The sequence below is a fragment of the Sulfoacidibacillus ferrooxidans genome (assembly GCF_022606465.1).
GTDB classification, from domain to species: Bacteria; Bacillota; Bacilli; order Alicyclobacillales; family SLC66; genus Sulfoacidibacillus; species Sulfoacidibacillus ferrooxidans.
Window position 1 is genome coordinate 1 of record NZ_JALBUF010000003.1, and the last position, 16884, is coordinate 16884.

Here is a 16884-nt window from a genome sequence, read left to right on the forward strand (position 1 = left end):
ACAGCATTTTATACTGAAAATTAAAAATATGTCTGTCTATGGCAGGCTTATATAGATGCGTCCAAAATCACTTCCCTTCATTGTTCTTAGAACTCAATTAAGTGCTTGACATTAGATAGCTGGTCTCCGCTATTTCTAAAATTAGGCCCAATCCCCCGTCATTAGCCTTGGCGGATGGTCCTTTGCCAACGTATAGTGCACAATGCGGCGCGATACAACGTGCAAACATCAGTATGCCGCAGCAAATCATATACACACATACTAGGAGGAATGAACCATGGGCGCTTTTGGAGGATATACCACCTGGGCCATCGTGTTTCTTATTATCTTCGTACTATTTTTCTTATTTGTACCCACGTACGGTGCAGGTTACGGTGCATAAAGCAGAGCGGGCGGTTTCTATACCGCCCTTTGTACATACTACGTGTCCTAGATTAAAAACTTGCCTCTAACTCGTCCACCAACCTGCCAACATAAGCAACCGCTTGACGGATGGGTTCCGGTTGTGACATATCGACGCCTGCTAATCGCATCAAATCTAGTGGTTTCATCGTACCACCCGCTTTAAGAACCTGTATCCACCGATCAACTGCCGTCTTTCCTTCTTGCTGTATTAATTGTGAAACAAGAGTTGACAGCGTCAGGCCAGCAGAATACGTATATGGATAAAGACCCATATAGTAATGCGGTTGACGCATCCAGGTGAGACGTGCACCATCGTCAATTTGTACTGTATCTCCCCAAAATTTCGAGAGTACCTCACCCATTTGCTCACTTAATACCTTCGCTGTGAGTGCCTGGCCACTCTCTACCATAGCGTAGACTCGACGCTGCAATTCAGCTTCCAGTAAATGCGTCACATAATTATGGTAATACGTTCCTAAAAGTTGGGATATCACCCATCTTCGCATGCGTTTGTCCTCTGATTTAGCTAAAATATGTTGTCCAAGTAGCATTTCATTCATTGTTGACGGTGCTTCAACAAAATACATGGATGGCCTTGTATTCACCATTCGTTGATAGCGGTTTGCAAGACTAAAGTGACCAGCATGACCTAATTCATGAGCTAATACAAATGCACTACGCATTGTATCCGTCCATGTAATGAGAATAAAAGGATGCACTCCATAGGGACTAGAACAAAAAGCCCCTGTAGATTTCCCAATATTATCAGCAAGATCTACCCAACGTTCACTAAGTGCCGTTTTTATAATATCAGTGTATTCTGGCCCTAGAACACGTAAAGCGTCTACAATAAGTTCCGAAGCTTCTTTGAATGTCATTGAAGGAGTAAATTCCGGATCCAAGGGAGCCTTTAGATCGCAGTACAACATCTGATCAAGCTTTAGTACACGTTGCCGCAATTTGATGAATCTTTGCATATGAGGTGCTAATTCAGTTTGAATAATATCCAGTAAATGATGATACATGTCTGTACTAACTTGCTGAGGTTCCAATAGCATGTCCGTGACTGATTCATATTTGCGCATGCGAGAAAGTGCAATTTGCTTTTTGACTTCTGTTGCATAGGTAGCAGCAAACGTGTTTTTATATTGGTCTAACGTATGCGTAAATGACGTAAAAGCAGCGCGCCGAAGCGTGTGATCCGGTGACTGTTCATAATGATCTTCAAAAAGCGCAAACGATACTGGCTCCACTTGACCTAGACTGTTTTTAACAGGTTGAAATTGCATGTCTGACGACTTACTTCGTTGATAAATCATATATGGTGCGTTATGTACTTCTCCTAATGAAGCTAGTGCTTCTTCAGTTTCTGCCGACAACTGATGTGCCTTAGAATCCAAAAGTTCAGTGATATACTTTTGGAAATCAGCTAGTTGCGGTTCCTCCTTTAGAAAGTGTTCTAGTGTTCCACTTGGCAGGGCAAGAAGTTCTGCTTCAAAAAAAGAAAGCATAGCATTCACATGAGCCATTAGGCCGGCTACTTTACTTGAGGCAGACTGATTTTCTGAGTTTGTTCCATCCTCAGAAGATTTTAAACTTGCATAAGTGTACACTCTAACTAAGCGCATACTCAGAGCTTCCTTTGCTAGAAACGCAGCCAAAAGATTTGCGCTACCTTCGTGTAACCTTCCTTTGAATTGAGTGACTGTAGCTACATCTTTTTCAAGATCGGTAATTTCTTTTTCAAACTCAACTACAGAAGGAAAAAGTGCTGCTACATTCCAAGTGAGTTCTTCTGGTACATCTTTACGTCGCAATCGTTCTTGCATCTATCATTCTCCTTTTTAAAAGCCTTTTAAATCTTTCGAATTTCGAATAGATTACATATTTATCTTAACACAATTCAAACACGATGAAATGATCAATTGCAGAATTGTAACACTAGATTATTTTTTGTTGTGTTATACTACACCGATAAGGAGTTGGTGTGATGAGCGAATTGAGAATATGGATCGAACGATCGAAAATGCTTGTTCATCTTATTAGACCATCTATTGTCATAATAATCGTACTTCTCATTATCATAGGACTTGTTGATTTTCTTATTCGTTGGTCTATGCTCATTTTACATCCTGGTATTTTATTTACTGACTTTTATGCGATTGTTGACGATTTATTTTCTCTGCTATTATTATATGAAGTCTTAGATTTATTAAGATACTTATCACCCATACGTTTACTTGACCTACTGCTGACGATTTTTGCACGTAAATTGCTTTTATCCCCTGGAAATCCTACGTTATCCGAGTATATGTGGGTATTTGTAGTCGTTTTTGTTTTGCGAATGATTTGGACTCTTGCTAAGATCGATAAAAAAGCGTCAGACACTCACTCTTAACTCCATTGTAAGGAATTGTGATATACTATCTCATGGCACATGTCTTCCAATGATCATTTTCAAAAAGGAGCTGTATCATATGGCAAAGTTAGCCTTCTGGATTACGGCAGGACCAGAACTTGAAGAGAAAGCACTTTCTGGTATTATTCTTGCCAGCCGTTTAAAACAAAATCGTGGACAAGATGTAGAAGTATACTTTTTTGGTCCCGGTGTCAAATTAGTGGGAAGTGAAAGTGAACGCGTTAAAGGAGCCCTCGCTATGTTACAAGAAGCAAAAGTTCATGGGGGATTTTGTCCATTTAATGCACAACAATATGAGGTAGAAACTGCAGTATCTGCAGCCGGACTGCATGGAGAACAAGCTGGTGAAGCGCTTATTCGTTTAGCAGAATCAGGATATCAAATTATAGGGTATTAGACCTATCATTTGATATCCGCATGATCTTGTCATAACATAAACCGCCTCACACGCACATACTCATGCATCATTTTACTTAGAGACATCATCATCCTTGGAACTTTAAAAGAATGATGATGTCTCTTACATTACTCATCACTCACTACCATTTGAGTCAGTCGAAGATGGCAAATGAAGTGGAATAAAAGAATCAAAAGCACCTAATACAACAATCTTTTGACCAAATATAGCAGTAGTGTATATGGTACAAACTGCATAATTTTCTTCTGTCGTACTTTGCGTGGCCACAAAATTACCGACTAAATGGATCAGTCCTTTTCCAAGTTGAGAATGCTCACGTTGAGCTTCTTGAGTCACAAGCCAAGTTGTATATTTATTTTCTGGTGGATTAGTAATCATTGCGCCTAATCCTACAATGACAATCACAAGTATACTCAACCAAGTTGATCTCATCTCTTTCCCAGCCCTTTCTTTAAAGGATAACCGCCCTTGACTCTATAACCGCAACATCAGTCTAAGGAATTACAATGTCCTTTCCATTCGATCGTAATTTGCGGCGATGCATTTACTATTGTATAATTAAATAAGTGACTAATATTTCATTAGTTTTAGGAGGATACTTTTAATGAGTGAATCAAAGCAATTACACATAGTAGGTATTTCGGGGAGCTTGAGAAAAAACTCTTATAATACGAAACTGCTGACTGCTGCCAGTGAATTACTACCATCTAATGTCAAGTATACCACAGCAGATATCTCAAATCTGCCTCTTTATAACCAAGACTTAGAAAATGAGCTGCCAGCTTCCATAGAAGCCTTAGTTACACTTGCTAAGTCTGCCGATGCCTTTATTTTTGTAACTCCAGAGTACAATTTCACTATTTCAGCTGCACTTAAAAATTCTTTAGAATGGTTGTCACGCTCTACATTTGGGTCTCCATTAGCTCGTAAACCAGTAGCCATTACTGGCGCTACTCTTGGTGCTTATGGGACATCTAAAGCACAGGTTCATTTACGTGATATAATACATGCTCTCGATATGCGTCCAGTATCACGACCAGAAGTTCTCATCTCCTTTGCAGCTCAAAAATTTTCTGAAGACGGCAAACTTACAGATGATGTAGCGCGAGATTTTCTTAAGCAACTCATGGATAACCTCATTCAATGGACGAACCAACTCAATCACTCAAAGATATAACGTGTACTCATGGATTATAGGGCAATGCGTGATTAATCACGCATTGCCCTATAATCATTGTGGCTAATGTTTACATGCTACACCACAAACTCTTCAATCATCCCCTGTAAGTGTTCCGCTAATCGACTTAAGGCTACTGCACTTGATGTAACTTCTTCCATAGTAGCCAATTGTTCTTCAGCATTTGCCGCAATTTGTGCAACAGCAGTTGAAGTTTGTCTTGCAATATATGCAATCTCATCTACAACAGTAGCCGATTCTTCAGAAGCTTGTTGTAACAAATTGGCTCTTAAACTGCCATCATTTGCATCTTGTGCTCGAATCGTTGCCTCAGATGCAAACGAATGAAAAGAATCACTAGACTCTTCCACAGAGCTTGCACACACTTTGACCTGCTCATCTGCACTGTGCACGGCAGCAGTTGTTTGCATAATGCGATCATTGACTGCGAGTACAAGTAACGTGATTGATTGCGCCGCTACTCGTGATTGATCTGCAAGCTTACGCACTTCTTCTGCTACAACTGAAAACCCTCGTCCGGCATCTCCTGCTCTTGCAGCCTCGATCGCTGCATTTAATGCAAGCAGATTAGTTTGTGCGGCAATATCCTGAATAACTTCCATAGTACTAGTAATCGTTCTTGCATCATCTTCTAGTTGGCGCATGGTTTGAGCAATACCCGCTACATCATCACGTACTGTACGCATTTGTTCTGTAGCAATATCTGCATTCGCTTGACCATCATTGGCTTTAGATACATGTAAAAGTGATTGCTCTCTCAAATGTTTGGTGAAATCCGTCATTTTAGCCATTTCCTTCGTCATAGTTAAAGCCTGACTTGATGCGGATTCCGCCTTTTCTTGCTGCTCATATGCCCCTTTTGCTACTTGTTGCACATATAGGGTAGATTGTTCTACTGCATGTGCAGTTTCTTGGGCACTTGCTGTAAATTCTTCTGAAGCAGCAGTCAATTGCATCGCTGTTTCTTGGATTCCTATAATCATTCTTCGCATTTCACTTGCCATAACGTAGAGGTGATCTGCAAGCATTCCTAAATCGTCTTTACGCTTATATGGCAAAGTGCGTTTGGCAAAATTACCTTTTGCCATTAAGTTAGCTTCATTAGACAAGTATGCAATGGGGCGAACCAGATATCGGATGTACAACAAACTACCTGCACTCCCGATAATCACAAGTATTAGCGTACATAAAGAAACGAATGAAAGCGTGTTTGCTTCTGAATTTGTGGCTTTAAAAAATGCCTGAATACTTGTTTGTGCTAAAGAACTAATATTTTGCAAATCTGAAGTCACTTCATTAGAAACGTTACTATTTGTTACATACATTGTTGTCGCTGCAAGCGCATGATTTGTTTCATTATTTTTATCAACAATATTCCAATAACTCTCATATCCCTGTGCTGCGAGAGAAGCTTGCTGTACCATAGCACGCTCCTTAGGAGAGAGGAATGGAAGTGTTTTCATTGCTTGTAAGGATTGGTTAAGTTGTGCTTCACCTTGTAATACTTGTTGCAGTGTTTGAGAATATAGTGACTTTGAAAGTGAAGTACCTTCTAATCCTACAAGCATATTCGATTGGTCATCCATATTTAAAAAACCGATAAATGCATTATTGGATAAATCAAGCAACTCCATTTTTTCATTTTTTAATTGAGCAACATGCGTCTTTTCCTGTTGACTCATTGAAAATGTAATTAAGTTAACGATCAGTACGGATAATGCCATGAGAATCCATACCATAATGAGTTTTTGAGCAACTGTTAATGTTTTCAAAATAAACCTCCAACTATTTTTAAGATTGTTTCAATATATACATTCAAAACTATAATCATCATAAGATGTTAGTAATTTGTCAAAAATATCTTTACCAAATTATATAACAAGAGGATCACCTAATGCTAGTGACGTACACTTATAAATGATTATTTTCTATATCATCTTTTTTGTTTTATATTGTCCTTTTTATGGAATACTTTTAATGAAATCATTCAGGAGGGATTCCATGGATCGTCGCATCTTTGCATTAGGCCGTCATATGCTATTATTTATTCGTTGGGCCATCGTCGCTTTAATACTTTTTACCCTCGTCATGGGCGTGATTGGGTTTGCTGCGCAGTGGGGTGAATTTTTATTTCATCCAGAATTATTTTTAACAAATTACAGAAAAATGACAGAAGATATCTTCTCTTTGTTACTTGTCTATGAAATTTTAGATCTAATTCGCACCTTATCTCCAAATCGCCTTATGGATGTCATCTTAACTGTACTTGCACGAAAAATATTACTTTCAATGAATGATGAACATCTTGCTATAGAAGTCGGAGCATTTTGCCTGATCCTTATTGTACGACTTCTTTGGACGCGTTATGGCGGGCTAAATGAAGATGCGAATCCAATGTTTTTAGAAACCACCCGCACTGTCAAAAAAGAAGTTACGCAAAAACATACTGAGCAAGTTTCAGATACATAATAAATTCATCTGCTATTGTAATCAGACATTATTAACCGTATTATTCCTCTCATTCTATATATTTTGCAATGTGTTTATCCATCTCTCATGTTAACCTACTCGTGCCGAATCTTCGCAAAGAAGTACGGGGGAGTCGTATTGTCTGTACAGCAGACTCGGGGTGAATCCATGAGATGGGCCGATCCTTTGTTCCCTAACCCGACAATTAACCTCGGAGGCTACTACAAAGGAGGCCATCAAAACATGCAACTAACGACTAAAAAAACACTCACTACATTAATTGGATCAGGTATTTTAATGAGCACGATAGCATTTCCATTTATGTCTAGTTTCCCGCTTGCATTCGCCTCTACGATGGCAACAGAGTCATCATCGCAGGCTGTCGTTGTACACGCCGCGTACCTTAAAACTTCTCCACACTTAGGAACGTATAATGAGATTCAGTTAGTTCAAGTTGGGACAAACCTTCAAGTGTTAAGTGCTACTCGTTACTGGCTACATGTACAACTTCCTGATGGAACCATTGGTTATATTACAGCTGATCATTATTATGTTTCACAATTTTCAACTTCCAGCATCCCTTCATCGAATGGTGGTCAGTCACAAACACATTCAGTAACTAGTACAGCTACGGTGACTCAAAGCGTTCCTGTTAACAGCAGTAGTACACAGCAAGCTACTGGGTATACGCAACACAATGATTCTTCAGGTAGTATTCTTCCACCTGGCGTAACAATTGATCCGAACATCCAACCGTTGGTACCTCTTACTGCAAGTTATGCTGCAAAATTACAAGCTGTGGAACAGATTGCAACAAGCAAGTTGGGTACTCCTTATATTTGGGGACACAATGAAGACAGAGGGCAATACGGATTTGACTGTTCAAATTTTGTGCAATATGTTTTTCATGAAGCGTTAGGGTATGATTTTTCTAGCTCCTCTAAAGTGCAATTTGAGCGCATTGGATGGAATATACCTATTTCACAAATGCAACCTGGCGATGAATTATTTTTCTCCGATACGACGAACCCATCTGGATCAGCTCATGTTGGCATCTATATTGGACATGGTGAGATGATCGAAGAAGGCGGCGGGCTAGGTAAAGTTGGTTATTTATCAATTGATCATGGTTTCTGGAGTCATCATTTAGTAGCTGTTCATCAAATGTTTTAGTTTCTTATAATACTTGATAAACACAAGGTGTCGTCTAAAGAGTACATTGCTCTTTAGACGACACCTTTCTTGTCAACTCATTTGATATACCCACTGGGCTAAGCGCGCATCATGTCTCATTTGTGTTTCCATATCGTATGCGTCATACCATCCTCGTTGTGCTGCCAAATCAGCCAACATAGCATGAAAATCTGCAGCAGTTTGAAACTGGTTAGAAAATACTTCTCGCACCTCTGGTGTGGCAGCCTCCATCAAGGCAGATGCACTGTTTTGCATGGCTAATTTGGTTGTAAGGAGTAGGTCTAACACTATCATTCGTGTAATGATTTCTTTATTTTCCATACTCAGACCCCTTATAAATATAGTCACTTGGCAGGAGTAAAGGGCGACGTTGCAATAGTGTAACGAGATTCCACATTCCCTCTTTAGCATCTACCACATGGGCTTCGATTAACTCCTTTAGTTCTTGGTCATGGACCTCATGAATAGCTTGATGGCATTTCCATAGTCCAACGCTTGTTTCCAACAGCAATTCATGAACCATCAAGGCCTCGTGAACACTTATACGGTAACTCAATTTTCTATCCCCTTTGTTCAAAAGTACATATGTTCACACGACTATAGCCTATGCACTTCATAAAAAAATGCGCATGAGTATGCAAATTGGGCGAAACCATCATTTTTTACCAAGACAGGAGACCAAATAGATTTTACTGAGTATGATGAGATATCTTGAAAAAAGGGAGAGTTTAACACATGCAACCATCGAATGGATCTTCTTCACAAAACACGCACCTAGAGGAATTAATGACGAGGAATTATGACCAAACACAGGAAGATATGAGACAATTACGGGCTGCTTTACGTAAATTATATAGCAAAATCGAAAAAACACAGGCACTTATACCAAATGATCCAGAACCATTCACTTTAAGATCAGTGACCCCTCAAGAGAAAATTCAAATTATTCGTTACGTCAGGGAAAATGTCGAACGGTTTAACGAAGCAACAGAACGTTTAACATCAATACATCAAGATTTGCAGGGCTGGAAAGATTTTAGATCAGAATTGCAGGAAGTAAAAGAACAACTTAAGAATTGGCAGACATCTCAAGTAACAAACATTCTCAATACTGAGACACAAGATTCAAAAACTATGGTTCCGTAGTTTATGTAAAGATTGTGAGGTAGAAGAAGGGATATCATCCCGTCTTCTACCTTGTTGATACAGGTAGTGGATTACCACCATGCCCAAGCACCAAGTGCTCCAATAGCTAACCACGGCAAAAAGAATAATGGCCAAAAGACTTGTTCAATATCCATGTTTTCTGTTTCTGTGAGTGCCAGTTGTTGAACATTCAAACGATCATCCTTTGTTGCACTAGCTGTTCCAGTACGGTTCATGGGGCGAAGATACACGCCTTCGGAAGTCACTGAATGCAGTACACCATAATGCACACGTCCATTACTGTGTACGTAAATTGGTTGACCAACAAGTGTAGTGGCATGACGATATAGCGGATGCATACATTTTCCTCCTCCTTTTCACATCGATCGAAAAGTTTACCTGAGATATGTAAATGCATCTTTACCCGCTTTGGAAAGCGGCAAGTATCCCCTAGGCTTTGGAATTAGACGTGGCTGGAATTGTATGTATCATCCGTCATACCATGCATGCATTCGTTGTTATTTAAGAATACCTCCCAATGAGATATATTTAATATCGAGATACTCCTCTAATCCATACTTACTTCCCTCGCGTCCAATCCCAGATAGCTTTACACCACCAAAGGGTGCTTGTGCAGTCGATGGCATTCCATCATTTACACCGATAATACCGTACTCCAAACGTTCTGCTAAGCGAAATACACGTCCTATGTCACGTGTAAAATAGTAGGCGGCAAGTCCAAACGGTGAATGGTTAGCGCGCTCTATGACTTCATCTTCATCCGTAAATGGAGTAATAGCTGCAACTGGGCCAAATGTTTCTTCATTCATCACGAGCATAGATTCTGTGACATTCGCTAAAACGGTTGGTTCGTAAAAATATCCGCGTTGTTCACTATGTCGTTTACCTCCACTAATAAGTGTTGCCCCTTGATCAACTGCATCTTGTACATGTCGATCCACTTTATCAACTGCAGCAGGTTCGATTAAAGGACCTACTGAAATGCCTGCATCTAGTCCATTACCCACACGCATTTGTCCCATCCGTGTTGCCAATTTGTCCGTAAACGCTTCCACAATACCTTGTTGCACATAGAAACGGTTAGCTGAGACACACGTTTCTCCCATACCACGCATTTTACAAATAATGGCCTGCTCTACTGCATCATCGATATTTGCATCGTCAAACACAATAAATGGCGCATGGCCCCCTAGTTCCAATGATACTCGTTTCATCGTATCTGCAGCTTGTCGCATCAGGATCTTCCCAACTTCAGTTGATCCTGTAAATGATATTTTGCGTACGCGCATATCATCCATCACGACTTTAGCAAGAGCTGACGCATCATTTCCTACAACGACTGATAAGACTCCCTTAGGTAACCCAGCTTCCTCGAAAATTTTCGCAATCTCAAGGGCTGATAATGGAGTTAATTCTGACGGCTTAATAATCATCGTACATCCTGCAGCAAGTGCCGGTCCTACTTTGCGCGTAATCATGGCTGCCGGGAAATTCCATGGGGTAATCGCAGCTGTTACGCCTACGGGTCGTTTGATAACTACTATGCGTTTTTCTGGCGTATTTGCTGGAATCATATCGCCATATATGCGCTTTGCTTCTTCCCCAAACCATTCTAAAAATGAGGCCGCATATAGCACTTCACCGCGCGCATCAGCAAGTGGCTTCCCCTCTTCAAGGGTCATAACCTCTGCCAATTTTTCTACTCGCTCACGCATCAGATGTGCAGCACGTGCTAAAATCTGTGAACGGTACGATGCCACACTGTTACCCCACTCTGATTGAGCAATCACCGCTGCTTCTATAGCCATGTGCATATCTTCTGGTACCGCATTGGGTACTGTGGCAACCACTTCTTCAGTGGCTGGATTGACAATGTCAAATCGTTTATCTGATATTCCAGAACTCCAATTACCTCCAATAAATAATGGGTAATCCCCTAATGTAACGGTCATCTCACTCGCCTCTTTCTTTCTTACTTCTATTTATTCTAATACAACTGTTGTAGCGATACACGATAACTATATATTTAATCGAATTTCTACAGCTAATATCTGTATTGCCTGATACCTTATAGCTTACCCATGTATAATAGAATGTAGAGTTTCTAACTTATGAGGGGATTGGTATCCATGTTTCGCAGTGATTTATTACGGGACAAAGTAATTGTAATAACAGGTGGTGGTACAGGATTAGGTCGCGCTATTGGAGAACGCTATTTAGAATTAGGGGCAAAGCTTGCTATTGCTAGTAGGAGAAAAGATGTCTTACAAACAGCTGCACAGGAAATGACGCAAAATGGAGGCGAAGTTTTTTACCATCCATGCGATGTAAGAGATCCTAGTCAAGTGACTGAATTATTTGATGCGATCTACGCACACTATGGTAAGGTAGATATACTTGTAAATAATGCGGCAGGAAATTTCATTAGTCCAACAGAGCGTCTATCCTCTCGAGCTGTCGATTCTGTGCTTAATATTGTATTGCATGGCACATTTTATATGACTCTTGAACTGGGCAAACGCTGGATTGAGGAAAAAAAGAGCGGGACCATGCTCAATATCGTAACAACCTATGCCGCATCTGGTGCTGGTTCGGGATTTGTAGTCCCTTCGGCGGCAGCTAAAGCGGGCGTTTTAACACTGACTCGATCACTTGCTGTGGAATGGGCAAAGTACGGCATTCGTCAAGTCGCTATCGCTCCAGGCATGTTCCCTACTGAAGGCGCGTGGTCAAGATTAGTTCCATCCGAAGAAATGGGTGAACGCCTCTTAAACAGAGTACCCTTACATAGAGCAGGTAATAAAAGTGAATTAGCAAACCTTGCAGCGTTTTTAGTATCTGATGAAGCTGCTTACATCAACGGTGAAGTTGTGACTATCGATGGCGGTGAGTGGCTTCAAGGAGCGGGTGAATTTAACGAATTAGCCGATCTAACCAACGAGGACTGGGATCAATTAAGCGCAAAAATGCGCTCCAAATAGACATTGTTTGCTAAGTATACCGTGCCTCCGTTAGGGTAAATTACATATCGTGAACGTACAATGCTTTGGAGGAGTGGTTTGATGAATTCACAGCGATTAGCCGCACACGAAACACTCGAACTACATGAACTACTTGCTTCGACGACCACTTCCTATACAATATGCAATGTCCTTTTACCACACGTGACAGATCAAGAACTTGGAGGCATTCTCATGAACCAAGCTCAGTCTTGTCATAAACACATCACGGACTTGCAGCATGCGCTAACACGAAGTGCATTTAACTAATAGGAGGCGTTACTATGGCCACGATGATGATGGATACAATGCTAATCACAGACCAAGTAGTCGCTTCAGAATTGCTCAATACCCTTAAAGCTTCAATTAAAAATCAGGCACTCGCCCTTACTGAGGTAGCTACATCAGATATCCGCGATATGCTCATGCACCATTTGAACGACACGGTGTATGCTCATGGCAAGATTACTGATCTAATGATTCAACGTGGCTGGTATCAAGCGTACAATCCTGGTGCTCAGGTACAGGCAGATATAAAAAATGCCACGCAAACACTTCAGAAAGTCATGAGATAAGATACACTTTAGGAAAATTAAAGTAACGCATTGTCGTAGAAACTAGCCCTAGTCAATGTACTAAGGGCTGGTTTCTATGTTTCTTTTGTTGGATCATCGATCCAACCTGTACGTTCTAGCAATTGTGAAATCGACATCGGATCGTAACCATGAACGTACTCTGTTCCTATCCGTAATAACGGTGCAGTAAACGAACCTGTATAGTGCAACATTTCATCAATAGTCTCTGAACTATGAAATACATTCACTTCTTTAAACTCTAAATGGCGTTGTGAAAGAAACTCTTTCACCATGCGACATTTTCCTCACTGTGTTGTTGTATATACCAAGATAGGCTCTTTCATAACTATTCCCCCAATCCACTCTATAAGAGGTTGTTCAAAAAGGGGTCAGAACTCCCCGGCGCATGGCAGCGTCAGCGCCAAGAACGCTCCCTCACGTACCCAAAACGTACGCTCAGTCCACATTCTTGGCTTGCTTCCTTGCACTGCGCGGGTCTTACCTGCCCCCTTTTTGAACAGGCTATATAACTATACCACTCTTGTATAAAATCTTATTGCAGGATAAAATAACCCATAATACTTTATGATTCAGCGTTGTTTGCAAATGGAACAATAGTCCGATTGTAAACGATTACACGCGATGATTCTACTATATTTCAAAAGGAGGTTGCTTATCTGTGCAAAATGATAATCACCATTTAAAACGTCATTTATCCATGCTTGACTTAACACTGATTGGCATAGGTGCTGCCATTGGATCAGGGTGGTTATTTGGCGTTCAATATGCTGCTGTCGATGCAGGACCGGGTGCAATTGTGGGATGGATCATTGGGGCTATTGCACTGATCTTCATCGCTCTGGTTTATGCTGAACTTTCAGCTATGCTACCTGAAGCAGGTGGAGTCGTATGATATCCTGATTATTCACATGGATCGCTCGTTGGATTTTTAATGTCTGTGGCCACATTAATTGCGTATTCAACGATTCCCCCTATTGAAGCAGAAGCAGCAGTTCAATATTTAGGTATTTCAGGGTTGTTTAATGCCACAACTGGCTTTCCAACATTGCTGGGTTGGATCATCGAAGCACTCCTTGTCGTAGGATTTTTCTTAGTCAATTATTATGGCGTTAAATTATTAGCGCGCATCAACAACTTTGTTACTGCCATAAAGATTATTATTCCCGCCATAACCGTCATTACTCTTCTCTTTAGTATTCATATTTCTAATTTTACATCCCACGGATTTGCACCTTATGGTTTTCATGGCATTTTAACTGCTGTCGCCACATCAGGCATTGTTTTTTCTATGTTAGGTTTTCGACAAGCGGTTGATCTCGCCGCAGAAGCACGTAATCCTGGTCGTGATGTACCACGTGCCATCGTACTTGAATTAATCATCGTAGCTGTCATTTACATTCTTGTACAAGTGGTCTTTATTGGTGCTATACCACCACAATATCTAGCAAAAGGTTGGGCAAGTATATCATTTCAAGGTCCACTGGTTGATGTCGCTATGATTCTTTCTCTCACTTGGTTAGCGTGGTTTATGCGTTTTAGTGCAGTCATTTCTCCACTCGGATCCGGTTGGGTATATTTCGCCTCCACGGCTCGAGTTGTTTTGGGTTTCTCAAATAACGGTTATTTTTGGCGTGTTTTCGGTAAAATTGATCCTGCTACTGGAATTCCTAGAGCGGCGATGTGGCTCAGTCTCATATTAGGAATTATCTGGACGGGACCTTTCCCACTTTGGAGTAAATTGGTGGGTTTTGCTTCTAGTGCATCTGTTCTCACATATATTATGGGTCCCGTTTCCGCCATGGTGTTTAGACGCCATGCACCAGATGCTAGTCGCCCTGTGCGTTTACGTAATCTTCCTGTCATTTCACTCATTGCTTTTATCGTAGGTAGCAATATAGTGTACTGGTCAGGTTGGGGAAACGTAGAGCCACTTATGATTTTAGAATTAATTGCACTTGTCATTTATGCTGGATTTGTCACGCGATCGAAACATCTGCGCAGTCAACTTTCAGCACATATCAAGGCCTCCATTTGGTTACTCGCCTTTATGATTTTTATGCTACTCATCTCGTATTTTGGAAGTTTTGGCGGGATCAATGCACTCCCCTATCCTTATGATATCGTAGTTGTAATCATTGGTTCGATCATCTTTTTTTACTGGGGAAGTGCAAGTGGGTTACATACCCAATCATTACAAACCGCACTCATAGAAAAAAGTGCACGTGAACAAGAAAATGCTTAGCTTTTCTTGGTGTCTGCTACTCGACTATCATCAGATATTCCGTATACGCGCATATAATGATACAAAGTAGCACGAGAAACACCCAATTCACGCGCCGCCGCAGCCTTGTTGCCATATGTGCGCAACAAGGCTGCTTGTACTATGGCTTTGGTAACTCCCCTTTTATTCTTCTGCAATTTTGTAGTAATAGCAGCAGCTTCTGTAGTAAAATGAGCGTTTGTACTTGGGAACTTTACGTGATTTTGGTTGTCAAGGAAGTTTGCATGATCTTCTAGAGTTTCTCGTACTTCATGTCTATCTTGCATCACGTAAGGTACCGTTGCATCTTCTTTTGTCAAAACAAATTGTTGCACTTCTGCAGGTAAATGATGAACATGAATATGATCTTCCTCTGCTAATATCACAACTCGCTCTACAATATTCTTCAGTTGCCGAACATTTCCTGGCCAAGAAAATCTCATGAGCGCTAAGATGACATCAGGATCAAAAGTTGGAATGACTTTGTTGTACTGGATAGCAAATTGATGAGCAAATCGCTGAACGAGAAGTGGAATATCTTCCATATGATCTCTTAGCGGGGGTAAATCAAGCGAAACAACGTTTAAGCGATAGTAAAGATCTGCTCGAAATCGCCCACTCTTGACCTCCATCTGCAAGTCTCGATTTGTCGCCGAAATAATGCGCACGTCAAGATCGATACCTCGTTCACTTCCAATGCGATACAATACACGATCCTCTAAAACGCGAAGTAATTTAACCTGGAGTTCAAGTGGAAGCTCACCAATTTCATCTAGAAAAAGCGTCCCCTTTTGCGCAAGTTCCATCTTTCCCATCTTCCCTTTACGATCCGCTCCAGTAAATGTTCCAGATTGATAGCCAAAGAGCTCACTTTCAAACAAAGCCTGTGGTATTGCTCCACAATTGACTGCAATAAAAGGACCTTTAGACTGTTTACTTGCGCGGTGGATAGCATGAGCAAATAACTCTTTTCCGACGCCTGACTCACCATATAAAAACACAGTAGCATTGGAAGTTGCCACGCGACGAGCTAAATCAATCGCCTTTGTCATCACAGATCCGTTTCCGAGAATTCCTTCAAAAGCATCAAAATCGATACCTTTGCGTTGTACCGTTCCCTCTAACGTCGCTAGTTGCCTAGTTGTATTCATCAGTTCATCACCTAAACGAACCATACTTGTGACGTCTTGCTCTGTTGCAATTGCCCCGACAATCTCTCCGTGAACGCGAATAGGCAGTGCATTAATTAGGACATGCACATGCGGACGAGGTTCATGATAAAGTTGATGAACACTAATTCCTTCTTTTAATACACGATCCAATATAAGAGATTTCCAAGGAAAATCTACAATAGGTTTCCCTACAATATCTTCTGCATCAATACCATACAACCGCTTCGCTGCAGCACTCCAATGACGGACCACACCAACTGCATCTACGATCGTTACAGCTTCTTGTAAGGTATCAAGCAAAGTAGCAACAGTTGCTTGACTTACTTCAGTTGCATGGTCAAAATCACTAGCTCCCCTACTCACTTTCGGCAAAATATTATGAAAATCTACAGAATCAAAAAAATCCTTTTCATTCATCAGCAGTACATCCTTTACTTGTCATTATCACTATACATACATGTCAATATTGTAAATATACACTTTTGCATATAACCTGTACATAGGTATACATATGTGTTAAGATATTTTATGTTAGAAGCAATCACAGTGAGTGTCTTAGCATTTATGATAACTCCACCATATCATTA

The 16884-nt window shown here is 40.7% G+C and carries 18 protein-coding genes, 1 pseudogene and 1 riboswitch; of the genes and pseudogenes, 10 read left to right on the top strand and 9 right to left on the bottom strand.

All coding sequences use genetic code 11. The annotated features are described in order from the left end of the window. Positions 1-434: 434 nt before the first annotated feature. Positions 435-2234, bottom strand: coding sequence for an oligoendopeptidase F (gene pepF, locus MM817_RS06255; protein WP_241712713.1), 1800 nt, complete (start codon positions 2232-2234; stop codon positions 435-437). Positions 2235-2395: 161 nt separating this feature from the next. Between pepF and MM817_RS06260 the strand changes: the two genes are divergently transcribed. Together MM817_RS06260 and MM817_RS06265 are read left to right on the top strand one after the other, a co-directional pair. Further along, positions 2396-2803, top strand: a complete 408-nt coding sequence (locus MM817_RS06260) for a hypothetical protein (RefSeq protein ID WP_241712714.1) — start codon at positions 2396-2398, stop codon at positions 2801-2803. Positions 2804-2882: 79 nt separating this feature from the next. After that, on the top strand, positions 2883-3221 hold the full coding sequence (locus MM817_RS06265) for a DsrE family protein (protein WP_241712716.1): 339 nt from the start codon (positions 2883-2885) through the stop codon (positions 3219-3221). A 135-nt stretch (positions 3222-3356) separates the two neighbouring features. On the opposite strand, the gene MM817_RS06270 is transcribed toward MM817_RS06265, so the two are convergent. Beyond that, positions 3357-3659, bottom strand: a complete 303-nt coding sequence (locus tag MM817_RS06270; RefSeq protein ID WP_241712718.1) for a DUF4359 domain-containing protein — start codon at positions 3657-3659, stop codon at positions 3357-3359. Between the two features lie 187 nt (positions 3660-3846). Here MM817_RS06270 and MM817_RS06275 point away from each other — a divergent pair, with 187 nt between their 5' ends. Then, a complete protein-coding gene (locus tag MM817_RS06275; RefSeq protein ID WP_241712720.1) occupies positions 3847-4419 on the top strand; it encodes an NADPH-dependent FMN reductase in 573 nt (190 codons plus the stop codon). A 77-nt stretch (positions 4420-4496) separates the two neighbouring features. Here MM817_RS06275 and MM817_RS06280 read toward each other — a convergent pair whose 3' ends face one another. Next, positions 4497-6212, bottom strand: coding sequence for a methyl-accepting chemotaxis protein (locus tag MM817_RS06280; protein ID WP_241712722.1), 1716 nt, complete (start codon positions 6210-6212; stop codon positions 4497-4499). Positions 6213-6441: 229 nt separating this feature from the next. Between MM817_RS06280 and MM817_RS06285 the strand changes: the two genes are divergently transcribed. Together MM817_RS06285 and MM817_RS06290 are read left to right on the top strand one after the other, a co-directional pair. After that, positions 6442-6909 (top strand): hypothetical protein, encoded by a 468-nt coding sequence (locus MM817_RS06285; protein WP_241712724.1) that lies wholly within the window; start codon positions 6442-6444, stop codon positions 6907-6909. A 92-nt stretch (positions 6910-7001) separates the two neighbouring features. Next, a riboswitch (cyclic di-AMP (ydaO/yuaA leader) is annotated at positions 7002-7143 on the top strand. Positions 7144-7152: 9 nt separating this feature from the next. Continuing rightward, a complete protein-coding gene (locus MM817_RS06290; RefSeq protein ID WP_241712726.1) occupies positions 7153-8082 on the top strand; it encodes a C40 family peptidase in 930 nt (309 codons plus the stop codon). 72 nt (positions 8083-8154) lie between these two features. Here MM817_RS06290 and MM817_RS06295 read toward each other — a convergent pair whose 3' ends face one another. Next, positions 8155-8424, bottom strand: a complete 270-nt coding sequence (locus tag MM817_RS06295; RefSeq protein ID WP_241712727.1) for a spore coat protein — start codon at positions 8422-8424, stop codon at positions 8155-8157. Continuing rightward, positions 8414-8659 carry a hypothetical protein gene (locus tag MM817_RS06300; RefSeq protein ID WP_241712730.1) on the bottom strand — a complete coding sequence of 82 codons (246 nt, stop codon included), beginning with the start codon at positions 8657-8659 and terminating at the stop codon, positions 8414-8416. Before MM817_RS06300 ends, MM817_RS06295 begins: the two co-directional genes overlap by 11 nt. Positions 8660-8838: 179 nt before the next feature. On the opposite strand from MM817_RS06300, the gene MM817_RS06305 reads away from it, so the two are divergent. Next, positions 8839-9249: a hypothetical protein gene (locus MM817_RS06305; RefSeq protein WP_241712732.1), complete on the top strand. Its 411-nt coding sequence runs from the start codon at positions 8839-8841 to the stop codon at positions 9247-9249. Positions 9250-9320: 71 nt separating this feature from the next. Here the strand turns inward: MM817_RS06305 and MM817_RS06310 are convergent, their stop codons facing one another. Beyond that, entirely contained in the window at positions 9321-9608 is a 288-nt protein-coding gene (locus MM817_RS06310; protein WP_241712734.1) for a hypothetical protein, read from the bottom strand. A gap of 159 nt (positions 9609-9767) precedes the next feature. After that, on the bottom strand, positions 9768-11222 hold the full coding sequence (locus tag MM817_RS06315; protein ID WP_241712736.1) for an NAD-dependent succinate-semialdehyde dehydrogenase: 1455 nt from the start codon (positions 11220-11222) through the stop codon (positions 9768-9770). 177 nt (positions 11223-11399) lie between these two features. On the opposite strand from MM817_RS06315, the gene MM817_RS06320 reads away from it, so the two are divergent. The 3 genes from MM817_RS06320 (at position 11400) to MM817_RS06330 (ending at position 12844) form a co-directional block, all read left to right on the top strand. Beyond that, positions 11400-12251, top strand: a complete 852-nt coding sequence (locus MM817_RS06320; RefSeq protein WP_241712738.1) for an SDR family oxidoreductase — start codon at positions 11400-11402, stop codon at positions 12249-12251. A gap of 81 nt (positions 12252-12332) precedes the next feature. Then, positions 12333-12539: a hypothetical protein gene (locus MM817_RS06325; RefSeq protein ID WP_241712740.1), complete on the top strand. Its 207-nt coding sequence runs from the start codon at positions 12333-12335 to the stop codon at positions 12537-12539. Between the two features lie 14 nt (positions 12540-12553). After that, positions 12554-12844 (top strand): spore coat protein, encoded by a 291-nt coding sequence (locus MM817_RS06330; protein WP_241712742.1) that lies wholly within the window; start codon positions 12554-12556, stop codon positions 12842-12844. 74 nt (positions 12845-12918) lie between these two features. Here the strand turns inward: MM817_RS06330 and MM817_RS06335 are convergent, their stop codons facing one another. Beyond that, positions 12919-13137: a glutaredoxin family protein gene (locus MM817_RS06335; protein WP_241712743.1), complete on the bottom strand. Its 219-nt coding sequence runs from the start codon at positions 13135-13137 to the stop codon at positions 12919-12921. Between the two features lie 425 nt (positions 13138-13562). On the opposite strand from MM817_RS06335, the pseudogene MM817_RS06340 reads away from it, so the two are divergent. Continuing rightward, positions 13563-15107, top strand: a pseudogene (locus MM817_RS06340) (APC family permease). Here the strand turns inward: MM817_RS06340 and MM817_RS06345 are convergent. Then, entirely contained in the window at positions 15104-16714 is a 1611-nt protein-coding gene (locus MM817_RS06345; protein ID WP_241712746.1) for a sigma-54 interaction domain-containing protein, read from the bottom strand. The pseudogene MM817_RS06340 and the gene MM817_RS06345 overlap by 4 nt on opposite strands. Positions 16715-16884 lie beyond the last annotated feature (170 nt).